The sequence below is a fragment of the Saliniferula longa genome (assembly GCF_050789285.1).
Lineage (GTDB): Bacteria > Pseudomonadota > Alphaproteobacteria > Rhodobacterales > Rhodobacteraceae > CAVPWP01.
Genome location: NZ_JBOUVX010000003.1, coordinates 561712 through 584589 on the forward strand (window position 1 = coordinate 561712; position 22878 = coordinate 584589).

The 22878-nt window shown below is 67.1% G+C and carries 19 protein-coding genes and 1 pseudogene; 4 read left to right on the forward strand and 16 right to left on the reverse strand.

The features are described from left to right. Positions 1-74: 74 nt before the first annotated feature. The 10 genes from ACRDNQ_RS15775 to ACRDNQ_RS15820 all read right to left on the reverse strand — a co-directional run bounded on the left by ACRDNQ_RS15775 (position 75) and on the right by ACRDNQ_RS15820 (position 11111). On the reverse strand, positions 75-965 hold the full coding sequence (locus ACRDNQ_RS15775) for a LysR family transcriptional regulator (protein ID WP_431829646.1): 891 nt from the start codon (positions 963-965) through the stop codon (positions 75-77). Between the two features lie 90 nt (positions 966-1055). After that, positions 1056-2540: an aldehyde dehydrogenase family protein gene (locus ACRDNQ_RS15780; RefSeq protein WP_431829647.1), complete on the reverse strand. Its 1485-nt coding sequence runs from the start codon at positions 2538-2540 to the stop codon at positions 1056-1058. A 10-nt stretch (positions 2541-2550) separates the two neighbouring features. After that, on the reverse strand, positions 2551-3771 hold the full coding sequence (locus tag ACRDNQ_RS15785) for a saccharopine dehydrogenase family protein (RefSeq protein ID WP_431829648.1): 1221 nt from the start codon (positions 3769-3771) through the stop codon (positions 2551-2553). Then, positions 3768-5264, reverse strand: a complete 1497-nt coding sequence (locus tag ACRDNQ_RS15790) for an aldehyde dehydrogenase family protein (protein ID WP_431829649.1) — start codon at positions 5262-5264, stop codon at positions 3768-3770. The genes ACRDNQ_RS15785 and ACRDNQ_RS15790 overlap by 4 nt, the downstream gene beginning before the upstream one ends. Continuing rightward, the gene (locus ACRDNQ_RS15795) at positions 5261-5980 is read right to left on the reverse strand and encodes a cupin domain-containing protein (RefSeq protein WP_431829650.1); all 720 of its coding nucleotides are present in this window, start codon (positions 5978-5980) and stop codon (positions 5261-5263) included. The genes ACRDNQ_RS15790 and ACRDNQ_RS15795 overlap by 4 nt, the downstream gene beginning before the upstream one ends. After that, positions 5977-7263: a glycosyltransferase gene (locus tag ACRDNQ_RS15800; RefSeq protein WP_431829651.1), complete on the reverse strand. Its 1287-nt coding sequence runs from the start codon at positions 7261-7263 to the stop codon at positions 5977-5979. The genes ACRDNQ_RS15795 and ACRDNQ_RS15800 overlap by 4 nt, the downstream gene beginning before the upstream one ends. 19 nt (positions 7264-7282) lie before the next feature. After that, positions 7283-8350: an ABC transporter ATP-binding protein gene (locus ACRDNQ_RS15805; RefSeq protein WP_431829652.1), complete on the reverse strand. Its 1068-nt coding sequence runs from the start codon at positions 8348-8350 to the stop codon at positions 7283-7285. Continuing rightward, a complete protein-coding gene (locus tag ACRDNQ_RS15810; RefSeq protein ID WP_431829653.1) occupies positions 8347-9141 on the reverse strand; it encodes an ABC transporter permease in 795 nt (264 codons plus the stop codon). The genes ACRDNQ_RS15805 and ACRDNQ_RS15810 overlap by 4 nt, the downstream gene beginning before the upstream one ends. Further along, complete coding sequence (locus ACRDNQ_RS15815; protein ID WP_431829654.1) at positions 9138-10004, reverse strand: ABC transporter permease; 867 nt, start codon at positions 10002-10004, stop codon at positions 9138-9140. The genes ACRDNQ_RS15810 and ACRDNQ_RS15815 overlap by 4 nt, the downstream gene beginning before the upstream one ends. 63 nt (positions 10005-10067) lie before the next feature. Further along, positions 10068-11111 (reverse strand): polyamine ABC transporter substrate-binding protein, encoded by a 1044-nt coding sequence (locus tag ACRDNQ_RS15820; RefSeq protein WP_431829655.1) that lies wholly within the window; start codon positions 11109-11111, stop codon positions 10068-10070. Positions 11112-11291: 180 nt separating this feature from the next. Here ACRDNQ_RS15820 and ACRDNQ_RS15825 point away from each other — a divergent pair, with 180 nt between their 5' ends. Beyond that, complete coding sequence (locus tag ACRDNQ_RS15825) at positions 11292-12233, forward strand: GntR family transcriptional regulator (protein WP_431829656.1); 942 nt, start codon at positions 11292-11294, stop codon at positions 12231-12233. Continuing rightward, the gene (locus ACRDNQ_RS15830; protein WP_431829657.1) at positions 12233-13552 is read left to right on the forward strand and encodes a nucleotide disphospho-sugar-binding domain-containing protein; all 1320 of its coding nucleotides are present in this window, start codon (positions 12233-12235) and stop codon (positions 13550-13552) included. The genes ACRDNQ_RS15825 and ACRDNQ_RS15830 overlap by 1 nt, the downstream gene beginning before the upstream one ends. Here ACRDNQ_RS15830 and ACRDNQ_RS15835 read toward each other — a convergent pair. From ACRDNQ_RS15835 to ACRDNQ_RS15850, 4 genes are read right to left on the reverse strand one after another with little or no spacing between them, the layout of a single operon-like run. Then, the gene (locus ACRDNQ_RS15835; RefSeq protein ID WP_431829658.1) at positions 13542-14624 is read right to left on the reverse strand and encodes an ABC transporter ATP-binding protein; all 1083 of its coding nucleotides are present in this window, start codon (positions 14622-14624) and stop codon (positions 13542-13544) included. The two genes, ACRDNQ_RS15830 and ACRDNQ_RS15835, sit on opposite strands and share 11 nt — an antisense overlap. Further along, positions 14621-15469, reverse strand: coding sequence for an ABC transporter permease (locus ACRDNQ_RS15840; RefSeq protein ID WP_431829659.1), 849 nt, complete (start codon positions 15467-15469; stop codon positions 14621-14623). The genes ACRDNQ_RS15835 and ACRDNQ_RS15840 overlap by 4 nt, the downstream gene beginning before the upstream one ends. Continuing rightward, complete coding sequence (locus ACRDNQ_RS15845; protein WP_431829660.1) at positions 15462-16385, reverse strand: ABC transporter permease; 924 nt, start codon at positions 16383-16385, stop codon at positions 15462-15464. The genes ACRDNQ_RS15840 and ACRDNQ_RS15845 overlap by 8 nt, the downstream gene beginning before the upstream one ends. A gap of 45 nt (positions 16386-16430) precedes the next feature. Then, positions 16431-17501, reverse strand: coding sequence for an ABC transporter substrate-binding protein (locus ACRDNQ_RS15850; protein WP_431829661.1), 1071 nt, complete (start codon positions 17499-17501; stop codon positions 16431-16433). 183 nt (positions 17502-17684) lie between these two features. On the opposite strand from ACRDNQ_RS15850, the gene ACRDNQ_RS15855 reads away from it, so the two are divergent. Together ACRDNQ_RS15855 and ACRDNQ_RS15860 are read left to right on the forward strand one after the other, a co-directional pair. After that, the gene (locus tag ACRDNQ_RS15855) at positions 17685-18392 is read left to right on the forward strand and encodes a GntR family transcriptional regulator (protein ID WP_431829662.1); all 708 of its coding nucleotides are present in this window, start codon (positions 17685-17687) and stop codon (positions 18390-18392) included. Beyond that, positions 18389-19786: an aspartate aminotransferase family protein gene (locus ACRDNQ_RS15860; RefSeq protein WP_431829663.1), complete on the forward strand. Its 1398-nt coding sequence runs from the start codon at positions 18389-18391 to the stop codon at positions 19784-19786. The genes ACRDNQ_RS15855 and ACRDNQ_RS15860 overlap by 4 nt, the downstream gene beginning before the upstream one ends. 48 nt (positions 19787-19834) lie before the next feature. On the opposite strand, the gene ACRDNQ_RS15865 is transcribed toward ACRDNQ_RS15860, so the two are convergent. Next, entirely contained in the window at positions 19835-22540 is a 2706-nt protein-coding gene (locus tag ACRDNQ_RS15865) for a cation-translocating P-type ATPase (RefSeq protein ID WP_431829664.1), read from the reverse strand. A gap of 66 nt (positions 22541-22606) precedes the next feature. Further along, positions 22607-22840, reverse strand: a pseudogene (locus ACRDNQ_RS15870) (SpoIIAA family protein); the annotation flags it as partial. Between the last annotated feature and the right edge of the window lie 38 nt (positions 22841-22878).

The window sequence follows — 22878 nt, forward strand, 5'->3', positions numbered from 1 at the left end:
TGAGCTCGGCAGCAGGATGGCGCCGATCCCATTTCGAAATCAATATCGCTGATCCGTCAAACGATAGGGTTTTCCTATCGCTTCAAGACCGACATCCGTCGCGCTTCGGTCAGCAGCGCCTCGAGCACCGGGGTATGGGGTTCGCGCCAGGGCGCGACCAGACCCACGACATGCCCCCGCCCCGCCCCGGTCAGCGGCAGGATCTCCATGTCCTTGCCCGCCGCCAGGAACCGGGCGATGTCCTCGGGCAGGACGGTGACCCAGTCGCCGCTTTCCACGTTGGCGACCAGCACCACGGTCGAGTTCGATTCGATCCGCGCCTCGGGCACGACCCCGGCGTCGATGAAATTCTTGTTGATGATCCGGCGGTTCTGCATGTCGGGCGTAAGCAGGCACAGCTTCTGGCCCCCAAGCTCGTTCCAGCCGACCGACGCCCGCCCGGCAAAGGGCGACGAGGCCCCGCAGACCAGCATGTAGCGCTCTTCGTAAAGCGGCTCGGTGCTGACGCGGCCCATGGGTTCGTTGTCGAGATACGAGATGCCCGCGTCGACATCGAGGTTGTCGATCATCGACAGGATCTCGATCGAGGTGCGCGACAGGATCGTGAAGCGCACGTTTGGATGCCGTTCGCCGAAACGGGCGGACAGCTTCGCGGCCCAGGTCAGCGCGGTGGGGATGACCGCGATGCGCAACTGGCCGGCAAGGCCGTGGCGGGTGTGGCGCATTTCCTCGCGCAGTTGCCGCGCGTCGCCCACGATCCGGCGCGCCCAGACCAGCGCCGACTGGCCCTCGGGCGTCAGCCCGCCATAGCGCGACCCGCGAAAGACAAGCTGCACGCCCAGTTGTTCTTCAAGCTGCTTGATCCCGGTCGACAGCGTCGGCTGCGTGATCCCAAGGCTTTGGGCCGCCCGACCGAAGTGCTCTTCCTTCGCCACCGCGATGAACATCTCGAGCTTGTCGAGCATGATCGGGATTCCTGATGAAGCCTGCGCAGGTCGATAGATAACCTGCGCGCAACCGATGCCGCAAGTCCGGCCCGACCGGACCAGACGGCCTCAGGCCCCCTTGATGTACCAGCCCCAGGTCTCGTCCTTGTCGAAGCGCGTGATCTGCTTGGTCTCGGTGAAGGCAAGATACCCCGCCTCGCCCAGTTCGCGCCCGATGCCCGAGGCCTTGTAGCCGCCCCAGGGCAGTTGCGCGAAGGTCGGCTGCGAGCAGTTGACCCAGACGATCCCGGCCCGCATCGCGCCGGCCACGCGCTCGCAGCGATCAAGATCGTCGGACATGACGGCCGCGGCCAGGCCATAGCGGCTGTCGTTCGCCTCTCGGATCGCGTCGCCCTCGGTGTCGAAGGGAGCGACGCAGACGACGGGGCCGAAGATCTCTTCCTTCCAGATCCAGGCGCCGGCCGGCACGTCGGCGAAGACGGTGGGCTCGACGAAATAGCCGTGGTTGAGGTGCTGCGGCCGTGCGCCGCCCGTCACCAGCCGCGCGCCGTCCTTCGTCCCGCGCGCGATCGCGGCCATGACCTTGTCGTACTGGCCTTTCGACACGATCGGTCCCAGCAGGATCCCCTCGTCCGTGCCACGCCCCACGGTGATCTTGCGCGCCTCCTCGGCCAGCCGGTCGAGAAGCGGAGCGTAGGCGGCGCGCTCGACCAGGACGCGCGAGGTGGCCGAACAGACCTGTCCCTGGTTCCAGAAGATGCCGAACATGATCCATTCGACGGCCTTCTCGATGTCGCTGTCGGCGAAGACGATGAAGGGCGACTTGCCGCCAAGCTCGAGGCTGACGGTGCGGATGTCGCGCGCGGCGGCCGTCATGACCTTGGACCCGGTCGGAACCGATCCGGTGAAGGCGACCTTGTCGACCATAGGGTGTTCCGAAAGCGGGGCGCCGGCATCCGGCCCCGTGCCGGTCACAAGGTTGAAGACGCCCTTGGGCAGGTCGGTGGCGTCGATGATCCGGGCAAGCTCGACGCAGCTGAGCGAACAGAGCTCCGAAGGCTTCAGCACGATGGAGCAGCCGGCCGCCAGCGCCGGGGCGACCTTCCAGACCGCCATCAGAAGCGGATAGTTCCACGGCGTGATCGCGCCCACGACGCCCAGCGGCTCGCGCCGGATGCTGGCGTCGAAGCGCGCGTCGCCCACGTCGACGGCGGTGTCGCCCTTGGCCTCGAAGGCCTCGGCCATGTCGGCGTAGTAGTCGAAGCAGAAGGCGGCGTCGCCCACGTCCCATTTCGCTTCGGGCAAGGGCTTGCCGTTGTCGCGCACCTCGATCAGGGCGATCTCGTCGGCCCGCGCGCGGATGCCTTCGGCGATCTGACGCAGGATGCGCGCGCGCTCGGTCGCGGGCGTGGCAGGCCAGCCGCCGGTGTCGAAAGCCCGGCGTGCGGCGCGCACGGCCGCGTCGATGTCCGCCGCCGCGCCCGCGCCGACATGGGCGAAAACCTCTTCGGTCGCGGGGTCGATCGCCTCGAAGCTGGCGCCCGATACCGGGGCCACGAACGCGCCGTCGATGTAAAGGGGGGTGGGTTCCATCGCTGACCTCCTAAGCTTCCTGCACGGTCAGGCTGACCGCGAACTTCCGTTTCTCGCATTCCGCAAGGTAGCCCGCGACCTCGAAATAGGACTCGGGCGCCCAGACGCCGGGACGACGCGGCTGGCTCAGCATGAGCTGCGCCGCGATCGAGGCGTTCATCGAGGTGCAGGCGTCGACATAGCCGTCGTAGATCGGATCGGGATGCACCTCGACCTCGCAGCGCACGGTCGCGGGCTTGCCGCCGATCCGGCCCCGGCCGATGGCGAAGTGGATCTCGTGCGACGACTGGTCGGGCATGCGGTGGGCGTTCTCGGCGATGTTGCGGTTGATGACCGCCGACAGAACCTCGAGCGGCGAGACCTCGACGCCCCGCACCGTCACCGGGTGGCGGAAGTCGCCGAAGCCGGCCTTGATCAGGCCGATCCAGGCCTCGTGTTCGCGGTGAGGCAGGTGCAGCTTCCAGGTGAACTCGCGGATGCCCTTCTCGGCGATGCCCGGGGCAAGGGGCACGGTCAGCTGTTCGGAGTGCGGCGAATACATGAACTCGCACCGGCCCCAGGGCTCGGGCAGGTCAAGCACCTCGACGCCCGAAAGCGGCGGGCACTGGACATGCGCGCCGTCGAGGAACTGGGTCGAGGGGTCGGCGTATTCCGCCAGCACGGTCGAGATCGAATAGGGCGGGCAAAGGACGGGGTTCTCGGGGCCCTCCAGTTCGGCCGCCCAGTACAGGTTGATGCTGTCGATTGCGTCCAGCCGGTCGGCCACGGCGCGGCAGATGACGTTCGACATCCCAGGATCGGCACCCGCGCCAAGAACCGCTGCGACGCCCGCTTCGGCGAAGCGGTCGCGCCAGTCGAGCTGCTTCACCGTGAAGACGCCCAGCCCCCCGAGGTCGAGGTAGTCGACCCGCGCCTCGAGCGCCGCCGCGAAGATCGCCATCTGGTGCCCCGCAAGCGTCGGCACCGCGTTGATGCAGATGTCAGCGCCCCGAAGCGCGGCCGCCATCGAGGCCGCATCGGTCACATCGACCAGGCGCGTGGTCATCCGCGGGTCGTCCATCTGGCGCGCAAGCGCCTCCATCCGGTCGGTTGCGGTGTCGCAGACCCGAAGCTCGGCGATGTCGATGATGGCCCGGTCGGACAGCAGATCGCGCACGATCCCCTGCCCCATCAGTCCCGCGCCGCCCAGAATGACCAGTGTCCTGCCTGCCAAGGTCGTCTCTCCGCTCATGTGTGCTTGCGCCCGCCGCCCTGGTCGAGGAACCAGTCGTCGGGATAGGGATACCACCAGTCCTGCCGAACCGGCCGGTGGTCCATGATGACCATTTTCGAGCGTCGGAAGGTCTCAAGTCCCATCCGCCCCAGTTCGCGGCCCAGCCCCGAGGCCTTCCAGCCGCCGAAAGGCAGCGCGTCGTTGTCGATGAGCGGGTTGTTGACCCAGACCATGCCGGCCTGAAGCGTCTCGGCCGCGGTCATCGCCTCGTCGAGCGAGGTGGTGAAGACCGAGGCGCCAAGGCCGAAGGCGCTGTCGTTGGCGCGCGCGATGGCTTCGGCGAAGTCCTTCACGCGGGTGATGCCGACGACGGGGCCGAAGATCTCTTCGTGCATCAGGTCCATCTCGGGCGTGCAGCCGGTCAGGATGGTCGGGGCGTAGAACCAGCCGGTTTCAAGGCCCTGCGGGATCGCGCCGCCGCATTCGACCCGCGCGCCCTTGGCCACGGCATCGTCCACGAGGCGAATGACCTTGGCGCGGGCGGCCTCGCTGACCAGGGGGCCGATCTCGACCCGGCCCAGCCCGTTGCCGATGCGCAGGTGTTCGGCCTCGCGCACGAAGGCGCGGACGAAGGCGTCGTGCACCTCGTCCACCACGAAGATCCGCTCGGTCGAGGTGCAGACCTGCCCCGACATGTGGAAGGCCCCGGTCACCGCCCCCGCCGCCGCCACGTCAAGCGGCGCGGAGGCCGAGATGATCATCGGGTCGGACCCGCCCGCCTCGATCACGGCGGGCTTCATGCGCCGCGCGGCCTCGGCCGCCACGGTCTGCGCGGCGCGGACCGATCCGGTGAAGGCCACGGCATGGGTCAGGGGCGAGGCCACAAGCGCCGCCCCCACCCCGGCCCCGCCCGGAACGCAGGCCACCAGATCCTCGGGCAATCCGTCGAAGAGGCCCATGAACGCAAGCGTCGACAGTGTCGTCGCCTCGGCGGGCTTGATCACGCAGGCGTTGCCGGCGGCAAGCGAGGCCGCCACCGTCCAGCACATCAGCAGGATCGGGAAGTTGAACGGCATGATATGGGCCGAAACGCCCAGCGGTTCGTAGCGGGCATACTGGAAGCTGCCCGCCTGCGTGGTGCCCGCGACCTTGCCGGCTTCGTCCCGCGCCATTTCGGCGTAGTAGCGGAAGATCGGCGCGCAGTTCGCGATCTCGCCGATGGCCTCGGGATAGGGTTTGCCCATCTCGCGGCTCATCGTGATGGCGCAGGCGGTCATGTCGGCGGCCTCGATCCGGTTCGCCAGCGCATGCAGGTGCTTCGCCCGCGTCTTGGCGTCAAGCGCAGCCCAGCGCGCCTGCGCGGCATTCAGGCGCGCCAGCACCGTTGCCAACTCCGCTTCGGTCGTGTCGGCGATGTGGCCCACGGTCTCAAGCGTCGCGGGGTCGATGACGGGGCGCGGGGCGCCCGTCGACGTGATGCGATGCGGGGTGAGGTAATGCGCGGGGGTCATCGGATCATGTAGACCTTGCGGATCGTCTCGTGCACCGTGCAGACGCCCTTCCAGTCCTTCGGGAAAAAGGCGGCGGTGTCGGGCGTGACCTCGATCACGTCGCCACTTTCGTGGACGTAGGTGCAGCGCCCGTCGAGGAAGTGGCAGAACTCGTCGCTGGTGACGTGGCACTCCCAGACGCCGGGGGTGCAGCACCACATGCCGGTTTCGCTGCGCCGGTCGGGGCGGCGGTCAAGAAGCACGCCGTAGACCCGGCTTTCGCCCTCGATCATCGTCGGGATCACGCCCCAATCGACCGTCTCGGTGATCGACAGGGGGTCGGTCAGGACCTTCGCGGTGGCGAAGTCGTCGGCGGGTTCGGCGGCGGTGAACATGTAGGCGTTGCGCATGGTCTCGAAGACCTCGGCCGTGCCCGACCAGCCGGCCGGGAAGGCCACGCAGGTGCCGGGGCCGACCTCGATCACCGATCCGTCGTCGCCGGTATAGCGCGCGCGGCCCGAGACGAAATGACAGAACTCGTCGCCGGGGATCGACAGTGTCCAGGTTCCGGGCGTGCAGATCCAGAGCCCGGTTTCCAGCCCCTCGCCCTTGGCCAGAAGACGCCCCGACGAATGCGAGGCGCCGGCCAGCGCGTTGGGCTGCGCGCCCCAGTCGGCAAGGTCGTCGAAGGTGGCGGCGCCGTGGATATGCGGGGCCGACGCGGCAAGGTTCGTCACTTCGACCCCTCCGCCAGAGCGACCAGAAGGTCGGCGGCCTTCTCGGGCCCGCTTTTCGACTGCATGTGGGCCGAGATCTTCGTCAGCCGATCCTTCATCGCCGGGTCGGTCAGCATCGCGTCGATCTTCGCCAGAAGCTCGTCCTCAGTCCATTCATAGCGGTCCATGCGGAAGCCGTGGCCGGTTTCCTGAAGCCGCATCCCGTTGTCGTGGCCGTCCCAGACATAGGACATGACGATGGCGGGTTTGCCGAAATAGAGGCACTCGGTGAAGCTGTTGTTGCCGCCGTGGTGGATCACGGCGTCGACCTGCGGGATGACCGAGGGCTGGGGGAACCAGCTGGCGATCTGCACGTTGGGCGGCAGGTCATCGTAGCTGTCGATGTAGTCGCCCACGTTCACCAGCGCCCGGTAGCGGCTTTTGCTCAGCGCCGCGATGATGCGCTTGAGAAGATCGGTGTCCCCCGCCCCGAGGCTGCCGAACGACACGTAAAGAAGCGGCCCGTCATTGTTCGCGGCGAAAGTCGGCACCTCGTAGGGCGCCTCCTTGCGCACGCAGCCTTCAAGGTACTGAAAGCGCGTCGGGTCCAGCGGATGGGCCCGCGTGTAGGTCAGCGGTTCGGGGTAGAGAAGAAGGTTGAGATAGGGCGAGGCCTCGAAGAACTGGCCCAGCGGATAGGGGTCTTCTCCGCAGTCGCCAAGGAAGGCGTTGAAGTCGTCGTGGATCGGCTTGATGACCTTGTTGAAGCGGGCGCGGAAGGCCGCGTGCCCTGCGGTGTCGGCCTCGCTCATGCCCGAAAGGTGCGGCGGGATCGCCTCGTCCTCGATCTCGTTCTCCGAGCAGGAGATGACGCGCACCCAAGGCACGCCATACTGCTTGATCGCGGGGAACAGGATCACGTTGTCGACGGCGATGACATCGGGCCTGATCCGATCCAGCACGTCAGGCAGGTCCTTCTGCGCCCATTTCGCGCTGTCGACGATCGCGGTCCAGCAATCCTTCACGTAGGTGTCGATCTGGTCGATCGGCTTTTTCGCGAAGTTCGGGATGTGGCCGTTGATGAAGTTCTCCCAGAACTTGGCCATCTCCTCGGCCGGCATCGGCTCGGACAGGGCCACTGGATGGGCCTCGAAGCCATAGCCTTCATAGACCGGGACGAACCCGGGGTCCGACAGGAACACCGCCTTGTGGCCGCGCGCGGTGACCGCCTGCGCGATTCCCACCGAGTTGAGCGCCGGGCCGAATGCGGCTTCGGGGAAGAATGCGAAGGTCTTCTGTGACATGGGTCGGGTCCTTCTTCTGTCAGGCTGGAAAGAGACGGGTGTGGGCGGCGGCCCAGTGCAGGGTCACCGGATCGCCCGGCGAAAGCGGACGCTCGGCCGCGACATCGGCGGTCAGGCGCACGGTCAGGGGGGCGGGCGCGGCGGGGGTGCGCACCCGCAGTTGCAGGTCGAGGCCATGATAGGCGGTGGCCTCGACCGTGCCGGCAAGGCGGTTCGCGCCCGCGCCGGCGTCAAGCGACAGGCGTTCGGGGCGGACGGCGGCCACGACCGCGCTGCCCTCGGGCGGCAGCGGCGCGTCGGCGCCGACCGCCGTGCCGTCCGCCAGGGCGACGGCGCCGGATCGCACCGCGCCGGGCAGGAAGTTCATCACGCCGATGAAGTCGGCGGCGAAGCGGTCGGCGGGGTGTTCGTAGATCTCGCGCGGGCCGGCGCATTGCACCAGCCGCCCGTCGCGCAGGATGGCGATACGGTCCGACATGACCAGCGCCTCTTCCTGATCGTGGGTGACGACGATGAAGGTGATGCCGAAGTCGTGCTGGAGCTTCTTGAGTTCCAGCTGCATCTCGCCGCGAAGCTTCTTGTCGAGCGCGCCCAGCGGTTCGTCGAGCAGCAGAAGCCGGGGCCGCTTGGCCAGCGCACGGGCCAGCGCCACGCGCTGTTTCTGCCCGCCCGACAGCTGATCGGGCTTGCGGCGCGCCAGCGGTGCAAGCTGGATCATCTCGAGCAACTCGTCCACCCGTGCACGGATCTGGGGGCGCGGCAGCTTCTCCATTTCGAGGCCGTAGGCGATGTTGCCCTCGACCGTCATGTGCGGGAACAGCGCATAGGACTGGAACATCAGGTTCACCGGCCGCTTCTCGGGCGGCACGCGCGAGATGTCGCGGCCCTCCAGCACGATCGTCCCGCCCGAGGGGTCCTCGAACCCGGCCAGCATCCGCAGCAGCGTCGTCTTGCCCGATCCCGACGGCCCGAGAAGCGAGAAGAACTCGTTCTCACGAATGTCGAGCGTCACGCCGTCCAGCGCCCGATGGGCCCCGAAGCACTTCGAAAGGTCGCGGATCGACAGAAGGGGGGCGGCGTCGGTCATTGTCCGGGCAGGCTTCCACGGTTGAGGCGCTGCGAGATCGCCAGCATCACCAGGCTGAGTGTCATCACGATGGTCGCCAGGGCGTTGATCTCGGGCGTCACCCCGAAGCGGATCATCGCGAAGATCTGCATCGGCAACGTGATCGAGCTGCGCCCCGCCCCGGCGGTGAAGAAGGCGATGATGAATTCGTCGATCGACAGCGTGAAGGCCAGAAGGGCCCCCGCGATCACCGCCGGCAGAAGCGACGGCAGGATCACCCGGCGCAGCGTCACCGTCGCCGGCGCGCCAAGATCGGTCGAGGCCTCGACGATCGACCAGTCGAAACTGCGCAGCCGCGCCCGCACCACCGCGCAGACGAAGGCAAGGTTGAAGACGACATGGCTGACGATGATCGTGTGCAGGCCCATGCGCACGCCGGCCAGCGAGAACATGCTGAGCAGCGCGATCGCCAGCACGATGTCGGGAATGATCATCGGCGCGAAGACCAGCGTCTCGACAAGCCGGCCCTTGCGGCGCCGCATCTCGATCCCGATGGCCAGAAGCGTGCCAAGCACCGTCGCAATCACGGTCGAGGCGACGGCGACGATCAGCGAATTCCACGCCGCCCCCATGATGTCGGCATTGCGCAGAAGCTCGCCATACCACTTCGTCGAAAAGCCGGTCCAGGCCGTGGGCAGTCCGCCCTCGTTGAACGACAGCGCGAAAAGGACCGAGATCGGCACATAGAGGAAGGCGAAGACCGCCCCAAGGATGGCCAGCATCAGACGGGTCTGGGCGCGCGAGCGGGTCATGACGCGGCCGCCCCCCGGCCGTCCCGATGGCCCGAGGCCCGTTCGGTCGCGTAGGTCTGGGCAAAGAGAAGCGCCATCATGATCGCGATCAGCACCATCGCGATCGCGGCCCCGAAGGGCCAGTCGTTCGCGGTCAGGAACTGGGCGTAGATCAGGTTGCCGATCATCTGGAACTGCCCGCCGCCCAGAAGCGCGGGCGTCACGAAGTTGCCGATCGACAGGACGAAGACGAAGACGGCGCCAGCGGCGATGCCCGGCACGCTTTGCGGCAGCACGACCCGGCGAAAGGTCGTGAAGGCCGAGGCGCCAAGATCGCGCGAGGCCTCGGTCAGTTCGGGGTTCATGCGCGCCAGCGGCGCATAACAGGCGAGGATCACGAAGGGCAGGTAGTTGTAGACAAGCCCCACTACCACCGCGCTTTCGGTGTACAGAAGGCGCGGCATCTCGCCCTCATAGCCGAACGAGCGCGCCAGCATCGTGATCAGCCCCTCGCGGTTCAGAAGCACGATCCAGGCGTAGGTCCGCACAAGGTAGTTCGACCAGAACGGCAGCACCGCCAGGAACAGAAGCACCGGCTGTCGGTGCCGTGGCATCGAGGCGATGGCGTAGGCTGCGGCATAGCCGATCACCACCGCAATCACCGTGGCCAGCCCGGCGATCCACGCGGATTTCAGGAAGATGCCCGCATAGAGCGGGTCGAAGACCAGCGCGAGGTTTTCCAGCGTGAAGGTGTATTCGATGCCGCCGTAGATCCCCCGCCGGAAGAAGGCGAGCGCCAGCAGAAGCGCGCAGGGGATGACCATCAGCGCGGTCAGCCAGCCCAGCGCGGGTGCCATCAGAAGCGTGGACTTTCGGTGGATCATGCGCCTGTCCGGATCGCGGCCGGCCGATGGACGGCCGGCCGCGCGCCTGTAGTTCGTCGGGCCTCAGTTGGCCGCGCGGATTTCGTTCACGGTGCGGGCATAGTCGCGCTGCGCCTCGCCCACGTCGCGCAGTTGCTCGAACTGGGCAAGGTCGGCGGGACTGTCGCCCATGTTGGGGAAGGTCTCGATCAGCGACGGATCAAGTCCGTCCATCGCGGCCTTGTTCGGCACCTTGTAAAGGATGTTCTCGGCCGCCCAGCGGTGGTTGCCTGCGTCGAGGATGAAGTTGACGAAGGCGTAGGCGGCGTCCTTGTTCTCGGAGTTCTTCAGGATCACCATGGTGTCGACCCAGAGATCGCTGCCTTCGGCGGGGATCACGTACTTGATGTCGGCGTTCTCGGCGATGCCGTAGTTGCACCAGCCGTCCCAGGCCTGGACCATCACCGCCTCACCCGAGACCAGCTTGGCGTAGAAGGTGGTGTCGTCGTAGGCGAGAAGCGTCTTCTTCGCCGCGATCAGGTCGTCGCGCACCTTGGCCAGCTTGTCGGGGTCGGTCTCGTTCACCGAAAACCCGTTGGCGAGCATGCCCGCGCCCAGAAGCCAGCGGTCGGTGGCCAGCATCGTCGTCTTGCCGGCGACGTCCTCGGACGGCGACAGCAGGTCGGCCCAGGAATCGGGGGCCTCGGCCATCAGGTCGGACCGATAGCACAGCCCAGTGGTGCCCCAGGCGTAGGGCAACGAGAAGGTGTTGCCGGGATCGTGCTCCAGCGCCTGCGCCTCGGGGTAGAGATTGGCGAGGTTTGGGATCTTCGCGTGGTCGAGCGTTTCGGCCAGACCGAGGTTGTGCAGCACCTCGGCGAAGGGCGACGAGACGAAGACCACGTCGTAGCCCGCGCCATTCGAGGCGATGAGCTTGCCCATGATCTCTTCGTTGGTGGCGTGCAGCACCAGTTCGGCGGCGTTTCCGGTCGCGGCCGTGTAGGCGTCGATCGCGTCGGGCGCCATGTAGCCGTCCCAGTTCGAGACGACCAGGGACTGTGCAAGGACGGGGGTGGTCAGAAGGGCGAGCACGGCTGTGGCCGCGCCTCGGGTCAGGATGCGTTTCATATCGAACCTCCATGCTGTCGGCGGGGCAGCCAGACTGCCCTCGGCTTTTTTCGGCAGCGTTTCCCCTGCCACTTTTGACAGTTTGATTTATCAAAATAATGCGTCAATCTGTTTTGACGGTCCTGTTTGCCCGACCCCAGGGAAACAGGGGCAAACCGCCCGAAATGAAGGACTCCGCCCATGCCCCGGTCACGGCGCAACGCCCGGCAGAACCACCTCGAGCTTGCCCGCGCGGTGGTGCGGCATGTGCAGGGACATGGGCTGAAACGCGGCGACCACCTGCCCGAGCAGCGCTTCGCCGAACTGTGCGGGGTCTCGCGCACCCCGATCCGGGCCACGTTCGAGATGTTGTTATTGCAGGGTTTTCTGACGAAGAGGCCGGAAGAGGGATACTTCCTTGCCGTCGATCCGGTCGAAGCGGACGCCGAAACCGTGCAGCGGCTCGAGCAGGCCGAAGACACGCTTGCCACCCGCATCCTGCGCGACCGCGCGGCCCGGCGCCTGGGCGAGGTGCAGACGGTCCGCGCGCTGGCCGAGCGATATGATGCGTCGCGCGCAGCAGTATTAAATGCGCTAAAAATACTGACACGTGACGGGGTCGTTTCGCAGCAGCCGGGGCAATCCTGGGTGTTCCAGCCGATTCTCGATTCGCCCCGCGCGGTCGACGACAGCCTGAGCTTCCGGATGATCCTTGAACCGCAGGCGATCCTGACGCCGGGCTTCGCGCTGGATCCCACCCAGGCCGGGACGATGCGCCAGACGCTGCAACGCCACCTCGACCAAAGTGACGTGCGCACCACCCAAGGCGGGTTTCTGCGGCTGGATACGGACTTTCACGGGCTGATCGCGCGCGCTTCGGGCAACCGGTTCCTGCGGGTCACGCTTCTGGCCCACCACCGGCTGCGGCGGAGCACGCAGAAGACCACGGCGATCCCGGAATTCCGGATGCGGCAGGCCATCGCCGAACATATCGACATCCTTGACGCGCTGATGCGCGGCGACCTCGAACTGGGCGCGGACCTTATGGTGGTTCATCTGCGGCGCTCGCAGAAGACGCGGCCCGACGCGGCGAACCGGGGCATTCCGCCGCTCACGCTTGCCATGGCGCGGGGCGAGGTCTGATGCGCCGGCCGGTCATCGCCTTCTTCCCCGAGGCAAGCTTCGGCGCGGCGCTGAACTGCGTGGGCATCGCGCAGGAGCTTGAACGCCTCGGCGCCGAACCGGTCTTTCTGTGCCACCCGGGCTTCGGCGGCGTCTTCGCCGACTACGGGTTCAAGGAATACCGCCTGTCGGGCGACGCACGCCCGGCGGACGCGTCGGCCGCCGAGACCTGGCAGACCTTCATCCGGGTGCACCTGCCGCATTTCGACTTGTCGCCCGCCGACCAGCTGGAGGCCTACGTGGCGCCGACCTGGGATGCGATCGTCGACTCCGCCATCGCGGTCGAGGCCGAATTGCAGGACGTGCTGGCCCGCATCCGGCCCGATGCGGTGGTCCTTGACAACGTGATCCTGTTCCCGGCGATCGCGCGGGCCGGCTGTCCCTGGGTGCGCGTCATCTCCTGCGCCGAGACCGAGCTGCCCGACCCGCTTGTGCCGCCGTATCTTTCGGGTTTGCCACCCGAGGATCGGGACGGGATCGCCGCCTTCCGGCGCGCCTATGCGCGCGCCACCGACCCGGCGCACCGGCGCTACAACCGCTTCCGCAGGGCGGCGGGACTGCCCCCCCTGCCCCGCGGCGAATTCCTTGAGCCCTCGCCCGTGCTGAACCTGCTTCTTGCGCCCTCGGCGGTGCGCTATCCCCGCGCGGTCCCGCTGCCCGAGGACCGCTTCGTCTTCCTGGAAGGCTGCGTGCGGCGCGAGGTGGCGATGGATATTCCCACGCTTCCGATGAACCGGGGGCCACTGGTCTATCTCAGCTTCGGCAGCCTTGGCGCCATCGACACCGGGCTGATCGGGCGCATGATCGACACCTTCGCCGGGATCGAGGCGCGCTTCGTCGTCAACGTGGGCGCCTTCGGCGAGCACTACGACCGCGTGCCCGACAACGTCTATCTGGGCGACTGGTTCCCGCAGCCCTCGGTCGTGGCGCAATCGGCGCTCTTCATCCACCACGGCGGCAACAACAGTTTCTGCGAGGCGCTGTATCACGGGGTGCCGTCGCTGATCATGCCCTATTGCTGGGACGGGCACGACAACGCGCAGCGGGCGGTGGCAACCGGAACCGGGCGGCACATGCACCGGTCCGACTGGCGGCCCGACGCGCTTTCCGCGGCGATCGCCGACCTTCTGGGGGACACGTCGCTCAGATCGCGGCTGGCCGCGGCCTCGGCGCGGATGAAGGCCGACCCCGGCCCCACCCGCGCGGCGAAGGCCATCCTTGCAGCGGCCGGGCTGGGTGTAACGGCAGGACTGGAGGCGGACGCCGAGGCTAGCGGCTGAGAAGCGACATGTTCGCGTAGTCGATGTCGAGCGTCACCGGAGACCCGACATCCAGCGCCATGAACCGTGCGGTTTCGGCGCTGCTGATCAGGATCTGCACCTGACGGGCATCCGCCAGTTCGACCTCGACGATCGAATTGTCGCCCTGATAGGCGACATCGCCCAGCGAAGCGGTCAGCTTGCCCGACCCTTCGGGCGCGGGTCCCGGGCTGAGCGAGATGAATTCGGGACGGATCGCCACGACGAGGTTGCCCGAAGGAATGGTCATGCCCCCCGCAAGGGGCACCGTCCCGATCGAGGCCGCCTGAAGCGTCCGCGCCGCGGTGTCGACCGAGGTCACGTCGAAAAGGTTCACCCGGCCGATGAAGTCGGCCACGAAGGCGTCGGCGGGCTTTTGGTAAAGCGCCATCGGATCGGCCAGCTGGCGCAGCCGGCCGTTGTTCAGAACGGCGACCCGATCGGCCATGGCAAGGGCTTCGGACTGGTCATGGGTCACCATGACGAAGCTCACGCCCACGGTCTGCTGAAGCTTCACCAGTTCCAGCCGCATGGCGTCGCGCAGCTTGGCGTCCAGCGCCGAAAGCGGCTCGTCCAGCAGCAGCACCCGGGGCCGCTTGACCAGCGCGCGCGCCAGTGCCACGCGCTGGCGCTGGCCGCCCGACAGCTGGTCGGGCATGCGCTTGGCGAACTGGGTCAGGTGCACCTGTTCCAGCGCCTCGGCGACCTTCGGACCGATCTGGGACGCCGGCAGCTTGTCCATCTTCAGGCCATAGGCCACGTTCTGTTCGACCGACATGTGCGGGAACACGGCATATGACTGGAACACCATGTTCACCGGCCGCTTGTTCGGCGGCACGTCGGTCATGTCCTTGCCGTCGATCAGCACCTCGCCTTCGGTCGGCATCTCGAACCCCGCGATGATCCGCAAAAGCGTGGACTTGCCGCAGCCGGAAGGACCAAGCAGGGCGAAGATTTCGCCCGGGCGAATGTCGATCGAGACGTCGTCGAGGGCCACGAAGTCGCCGAAGCGCTTGGTGACGTTGCGGATCGAGATGATCGGGGTTGAAGTCACCGTCTTTCGTCTCCGAAGCTCTGGAAGCGCATGGCGATGGCGGTCAGCACCAGCGTGATGAGGATGAGGACCGTCGACGCCGCGTTGATCTCGGGCGTCACCGAGAAACGGACCATCGAATAGACCTTGACCGGGAAGGTCACGGTGTCGGGACCCGAGGTGAAGAAGGTGATCACGAAGTCGTCCAGCGACAGCGTGAAGGCCAGAAGGCCGCCCGCGATGAGGCCGGGCTTCATATGTGGCAGCAGGATATCGCGGAAGACCTGGAATTCGGTCGCGCCCAGATCCTTCGCGGCTTCCTCCATCTCGCGGTTGAAGCTCGTCAGCCGCGTGCGGATCACCATCGCCGCGAAGGGGAACGAGAAGGTGATGTGCGCGATGATGATGTTCGTCAGGTTGAACGGCCAGGGCGTGCCCGGCGGCACGTAGAGGTTGAAGTAGGAATAGAAGACCGCGATCGCCACGCCAAGGCAGATCTCGGGAACGACGATCGGCAAGGCCACCAGACCCTCGTAGCCCGGTTTGGCCGGGAAGCGGAACCGCCACAGGACCACCGCCGTGATCGCGCCGAGGATCACCGAGAAGATGGTGGACACCACCGCGATCATCAGCGAGTTGCCGAAGGCCTCCATCAGCGAGGCATTGTTGGCCGCCTTCACGTAGTAATCGAAGGTGAACCCGCGCCAGACGACGTTGCCGCCGCGCCGCGAGTCGTTGAACGAAAAGATGATCAGGACGATGATCGGCGCGTAAAGAAAGATCGTCGACAGGAGGAAGACGATCTGCAACCAGCGTTTGCGCGCATAGTCGAAGGGTCCCGGACGCTCGGCTCGTGCCTTAGCCACGCGACATTCCTCCCTTCCGGCGCATCGAGGCGAAGGCCTGGATCGCAAGAATGATGAAGGTCACGTAAAGCAGGAACAGCGACATCGCGGCGCCGAAGGGCCAGTCGTTCGCGCCCTTGAACTGGCGTTCGATCACGTTGGCGATCATGTCGACCTGCCCCCGACCCAGAAGCGCGGGCGTCAGGTAGGACCCCAGCATCGGGATAAAGGTGATGATCGCGGCGGTCACGATCCCGGCCATGGTCAGCGGCACCAGCACCGACCGGAAGGTCCGCCACTGGCTTGCGCCCAGATCGAGGCTTGCCTCGAGGAAGGACCGGTCCAGCCGCTCGAGCGCGGCATAGATCGGCAGCACGGTGAACGGCAGATGGACATAGACAAGGCCGATGATCACCCCGCTCCACCGACCAAGGAAGACGATCGGCTCGAAGTCCTCGCCCATGATGTTATAGGCACCAAGGCCGATCAGGCTGAAGAAGCCGTCGGCCTGCGTCCAGAGCCATTCAAGCAGGTTGTTCACGCGCCCCTGCGTGCCGAGGATGTTCAGAAGCGCATAGGTGCGGATCAGCAGGTTGGTCCAGAACGGCAGGATCACGATCAGCAAGAGCCAGGGCTTCCAGTGCGCCGGCGCCGTCGCGATCACAAGAGCGATGGGATAGCCCATCACGAGACAGACGATGGTCGAAAGCCCCGCAAGCGCGAGCGAGCGCCAGAACAAGGTGACGATCTCGGGTTCGAACAGGCGGGCGTAGTTCTGCAGCGTCCACGTCGTCTCGACCTCGGTGAGCGAGACGGTCTCGCCGAAGCTGTAGAGAAAGATGATGACAAGCGGCGCGATGAAGAACAGCAGCAGCCAGCCGAAGCTGGGCGTGAAGAACGCCAGGAAGACCCGGAAATTGTTGCGGTAGCTTTCCATCGAAGCGAAAGGGCCGGCCGCCGGATGGCGGCCGGCCTGAAAGCCTTAGCCCGCTGCCCGGATGCGTGTCCAGGCCGCGTCGATCTTGGGCAGGACATCCTGGCCCGGGAAGATCGAGACTTCGGACTTCGCGATCACCTCGGCCGACGGGAAGATCGCCGGGTTGTCGGTGTACTCGGGCCCCATCAGCGCCTTTGCGGCGGCGTTCGGCGTCGCGTAGTAGATGAAGTCCGCGATCGCGGCACCCACTTCGGCGTCGAGCAGGAAGTTGATCAGCTCGTGCGCACCTTCGGGGTTCGGCGCCCCGGCCGGAATGCAAAGCGCGTCTTCCCAAAGAAGCCCGCCTTCACGCGGCACGACATAATCGAGGTCGTCGTCTTCCGACATCGCCTGAAGGATGTCGCCGTTCCACTCCTGCGCCAGAACGACCTCGCCCGCCATCAGCAGGTCCTGGCCGTTGTCGGGCGCAAACGCGGTGATGCGCGACTTCTGGGCGATGATCATGTCGGTCGCGGCGGCGATGTTCTCGTCGGACCAGTCGTTGAGCGACTTGCCCATGTACTTGAACGCCATCTGAAGGACGGTGGTCGGTTCGCCCAGCAGCGCGATCTTGTTGGCATACTGGTCCGAATCGTAAAGCAGACCCCAGCTGTCGGGGGTCGCGTCGACCTCGGACTTGCGATAGCCGATGCCGATGGTGCCCCACATGTAAGGCAGACAGAAGCGACGCTCGGGATCATGCGCCGGGCTCAGGAAGGCCGGGTCGATGTTCGCGATGTTCGGGATGCGGGCATGATCCAGCGGCTGAAGCAGGTCGGCCAGGATGAACCGCTCGACGAAGTCGTTTGTCGGCACGATCAGATCATAGCCCGGATTGCCGCCACGGAACTTCGCGAAAAGCTCTTCGTTGTCGGCGAAAAGGTCGTACTGGACCTGGATGCCTGTCGCTGCGGTGAAGTCCTCGATCGTGGTCTCACCGATGTAAGTGTCCCAGTTCAGGAAATTCACCGTGCTGCCCTGAGCCCGCGCCCCCGTCGGAAGCGAGAAGCTGAGACCGACGGCGCCGATCCCCTTGAGCGCCGAGCGGCGGCTCAGCGAGAGATTGCGTCGTTTCATTGTCGTCTCCCCATAGGTTTCCTTGTTTACGCGGCAAGCCACGTGTTATAACACATAACCTGTTCCGCGACCCCGGCCATATGTCAACAGGGATTCGCGGGCATTCACAAGTAGAGAGGCCGTTACCTTGCGCAACGGCAAGGCATTTGACCGGTTTTTCGGCAGTTTTGGAACGAGACAGCGATGACGACGCCGCGATCCGACACGCGCCAGGGCTTTCGCCCGCAGACCGCCGCCGACAGCATCGGCGCGCGGCTGCGCGAACGGCTGCTTGAAGGCGGGTTCCTGCCCGGAGAGTCGATCTCGATCCGGCGCGTCTCGGAAGCCGAGGGGATAAGCGTGATCCCGGCCCGCGATGCGCTGCGCGGCCTTGTCGCCGAGGGCGCGCTTCAATTCCGCGACGCCCGCACGATCTTCGTGCCGCCGCTTGATGCGGCCACCCTGGGCGAGATCCGCCACGCGCGGCTGGCCATCGAGGGCGAGCTTGCGCATCGCGCGTTCCCATGGCTTGCCCCGCAGGCGGCGCGGCTGGCCGCGATCGACGCCGAGGTGACGACGGCGCTGCGCGCCCGGGACGTGCCGGCCTACATGCGCAGCAACCACGCCCTTCATTTCGCAATCTACGAGCCCGCCGGCGCGCCTGTGCTGCTTGCGCTGGCGGAACTGCTGTGGCTGCGCTTCGCGCCCGGCATGCGGATCGTCTGCGACGCCTTCGACGGGCAACCCCCGCGCGCCGACCACCACGTCGGCGCGATCGAGGCACTTCGGGCCGGCGACCGTGACGGCTTTCGCCGCGCGATCGAGGCCGACATCGCCCAGGGCATGGACATGCTCCTGGATCACGCAACCCGGACGCCGGACGGCGGCGTCGCCAACGAAGGTGAGACATGAACATCCGAGCCAATCACCTGCCCACGGCCGAGCTTCAGGCGCTCGACGCGGCGCACCACATGCATCCGTTCTCGGACGGCGACGCCCTTGCCAAGCGGGGTGTGCGTGTCATCACCCACGCCGATGGCGTGATGCTGACCGATTCCGAGGGCAAGCAGATCCTTGACGGGATGTCGGGGCTTTGGTGCTGCAACATCGGCCACGGCCGGCGCGAACTGGCGGACGCGGCCCACGCGCAGATGCTGCAGTTGAGCTATTACAACACCTTCTTCATGACCTCGCACCCGCCGGTGATCGAACTGGCCGAGACCATCGCCCGGCTTGCGCCCGAGCACATGAACCACGTCTTCTTCGCGTCGGGCGGGTCGGAAGCGAACGACACCAACATCCGCATGGTCCGGCACTACTGGGCGGCGCGCGGCAAGCCCGAGAAGACCGTCATCATCTCGCGCAGGAACGCCTATCACGGCTCGACCATGGGCGGGGCCAGCCTGGGCGGCATGGGCGGCATGCACGCGCAAGGCGGCCTGCCGATCCCGGGGATCGTGCACATCGACCAGCCGAACTGGTGGGCCGAAGGCGGCGACCTGAGCCCCGACGACTTCGGCATCGCCCGCGCCCGCCAGCTGGCCGAGAAGATCGCCGAGATCGGCGAGGACAAGGTCGCGGCCTTCATCGCCGAACCGGTGCAGGGCGCCGGCGGCGTGATCGTGCCGCCCGACAGCTACTGGCCCGAGGTCAAGCGCGTGCTCGAGGCGCACGACATCCTCTTCATCGCCGACGAGGTCATCACCGGCTTCGGCCGCACCGGGCAGATGTTCGGCAGCCAGACCTACGACCTGACGCCCGACATCATGACCGTCGCCAAGGGCCTGAGCTCGGGCTATGCGCCGATCGGCGGCTCGATCGTGGCCGATCATGTCGCCGAGGTCATCAACGGCGGGGGCGACTTCAACCACGGCTACACCTATTCCGGCCACCCGGTGGCCTGCGCCGTGGCGATCGAGAACCTGCGCATCATCGTCGAGGAGAAACTGGTCGAGCGCGTGCGCACCGACATCGGTCCCTACCTGTGGGAACGCTGGAAGGCGCTGACGGATCACCCGCTGGTGGGCGAGGCGGTGCAGAAGGGCCTGATGGCCTCGATCGCGCTCACGCCGGACAAGTCGACGCGCGCCAAGTTCGCCTCGGAACCCGGAACCGTGGGCTACCGCTGCCGGGAACGCTGCTTTGCCAACAACCTGGTGATGCGCCATGTCGGCGACCGGATGATCATCGCTCCGCCGCTGACCATCTCGCATGACGAGGTCGACATGCTGATCGACCGTGCCACCCGGTCGCTGGACGAAACCTACGCCGGCCTGAAGGCCGACGGGATGCTCGTGTCGGCCTGACGGCCGGCGCGGACGGACGCGCGGCCCGTTCGCGGGGCCGCGCGTCCGCTAGCCGCCCCGCAGTCTGCGCCGGCGCCCGTGCGCCGCAAGCCAGATCTGACCCATGACAAGCGGCAGGACCCCTGCCCCAAGCGCGGTCACGAGTCCCGCGCGGCCGGGCCAGGGCAGACCCAGGATGCCGGCCAGCGACGGCACCCAAAGCGCAAGACCCAGCAGCCCGAGGCAAAGCGCGATCGCCCCCCAGACATAGGGATTGGCCGTCACGTCGTTGCGAACGAGGCCGGCGGCGGGATCGCGGACGTTGAAGACGTTCCAGAGCTGCGCCGTGGCCAGCGTCAGGAACGCCACGGTGACCGAAGCCGCGGCGTCAAGCTCCAGCCAGAAGAGCGCCAGCGTGAAGGCCAGAAGGGTCGCCACCGTGATCGCGGCCCCGGCCAGACCGATGCGCAGCCAGTGGCGCCGCTCGACGATGGCCTCGGACGGGTCGCGTGGCGGCTTCATCATCACCTGCGCATCCCCGGTCCCCAGTCCCAGGGCGAAGGCAGGAAAGACGTCGGTGACAAGATTCAGGAACAGGATCTGCAGCGGCAGAAGCGGTGCCGGCAGTCCGATGCCCACGGCGATGCCGACCACGAGGACCTCGCTCACGTTGCACGACATCAGGTAGACGACGAACTTGCGGATGTTGCCGAAGATCACCCGGCCCTGCCGCATCGCCTCGATGATCGTGGAAAAGGCGTCGTCGCGCAGGACCATGTGCGCGGCCTCCTGCGCGACCTGGGTGCCGCGCAGGCCCATGGCGATGCCGATGTCGGCCTTGCGCAGCGCGGGCGCGTCGTTCACGCCGTCGCCCGTCACCGCCACGACATGGCCCGCACGCTGGAACAGCGCGACCAGCGTCAGCTTCGTCTCCGGCGCGACGCGGGCAAAGACGTCGGCGGCAAGGATCTCGTCGCGCAGGTCGTCGCCCACCGTCACGGGGTCGAGCCCGACCAGCCGCGTGCCCTCGATCACCCGTGGGTCGTCGTCGGCCAGACCGGCCCGCCGGGCGATCGTCTGCGCGGTGGCGGCGTGATCGCCGGTCATCATGACGACACGCACGCCGGCCCGGCGGCTTTCGGCGATGGCTTCGGGCACGCCGTCCCGGATCGGGTCGAGAAGGCAGACCAGACCGACGAGAACGAGATCGCGGTAGGGATCGGCCCTTGCGTCGTCATCGTCACGAAAGGCCAGCGCCAACAGCCGCAACCCGTCCCGCGCGGCCAGCGCCCCACGATGCGCCCAGTCCTCGCGCTGGCGGGCGTCAAGGGCGCGCGGGCCGTCCTGCGAAAGCACCTGAGTGCAGCGCTCGAGCACCGCCTCGGGCGCGCCCTTCACGGCAAAGAGGTGCGCCCCGCCCCGTTCGTGGACCGTCGCCATCATCTTGCTGTCGGGGTCGAAGGCATGTTCGACACGCTCGGGATGCAGGTCCAGAAGGTCGGCGCGGGCGACACCCGCGTCCCGCGCGACCGACAGAAGGGCGGCCTCCATCGGATCGCCTGTCCGGTCGTCGTGCGAGCCGTCGCCAAGGCCGGCGTTGTTGCAAAGGGCCCCGATCCGAAGCGCCCAGGCAAGGCGTGCGTCCGCAAGCGGGCCGATGATCCGGCTGTCGACCGTGAAACTGCGGCCATCGGTGCCCTTCGCGACCTCGACAGTCGTGTCGTCCAGAAGATAGCGGACCGCCGACATGCGGTTTTCGGTCAGCGTCCCGGTCTTGTCGGTCAGGATCACGGTGGTGGCGCCCAGCGTCTCGACCGACGACAGGCGCGTGATCAGCGCGTTGCGCCGGCTCATCCGCCACATCCCGCGCGCAAGGCTGAGCGTGGCCACGACCGGCAACCCCTCGGGCACCGCCGCGACGGCAAGCGCGATGCCCGTCTCGATCATCCTGACCACGTCCTGCCCGCGCAGGATCCCCGCGCCGATCGTCACGGCGGCAAGCGCGAAGGTCAGCCAGACAAGGCGGCGGCCCAGCAGGTCAAGCCGGCGCTCCAGCGGGGCGGCCTCGCCCGAGGCGCTTTGGGCAAGGTCGGCGATCCGCCCGATCTCGGTCTGCATCCCGGTGCCGACGACCAGCCCCTCGCCCGCGCCCTGCGTGATCGCGGTGCCCTTGAAGGCCATGCTTGTGCGGTCGCCCAGCGCGGCGTCGCGGGCGACGGCGTCCACGTCCTTGAGCACGGGCACGGATTCGCCCGTGAGTGCGGATTCGTCGGCCTGAAGGTTCGAGGCCGCGGTCACACGAATGTCCGCGGTGACGATGTCGCCGGCTTCGAGAATGACAAGATCGCCGGGCACAAGGCCGCGCGCCGCGATTGCGCGTTCGGACCCGCCCCTGCGGACACGGGTGCGCACCTCGGCAAGGTGCCTGAGCGCCTCCATCGAGCGCGCCGCCCGAAGCTCGGTGAAGAAGCCGATGGCTCCGTTGATCAGAAGAACGACGCCGATCGCCAGCGCCTCGGCATGGTCGCCCAGAAGCATCGACAGGCCTGCCGCCGCCAGCAGCAGCCAGACGATCACGCTTACGAACTGGTGGCGCAGGATCTCGAGCGCGCTGCGCGGCTTCTGCCGGCGCAATTCGTTCGGACCATGCCGGGCAAGGCGCCGCTCGGCCTCGTCCGGCGCAAGACCGCGCACCGGGTCCGACCCAAGGTCGGCGGCGACCGCGCCGGCCTCGCGCGCGAAGGAGAAGGAAGTGTCGAAAGGGGTCGTGACCAAGGTCCTCATCCAAGCCGTGCGAAGGCGGGGGGCGCACCACGCCCGCGGCCTGCGTCTTTCGTCAGATCAGGACCGGCGGTCCCGGGATCGGTCGCCGGGGCCGTGGTCGGCCCGGTCGAGCCAGGCCCGGGCCTTGTCCTCGCGTTCGATCGGAGAGTACCGCACTTCGGCGCGGGCGAAAGGCCTGGCGATCGCGGCGCCCCATGTCTCGGCCCCGGTTTCGCCAAGGATCGCGGCGCGTTCGAAGGCGTCGGACAGGTGCATGTCGGACGGGACCCCGCGCCAAAGCGCTGCGAGGTCCCAGCCTCTGCAAGTCCCCGGGCGGCAGGATCATCGGG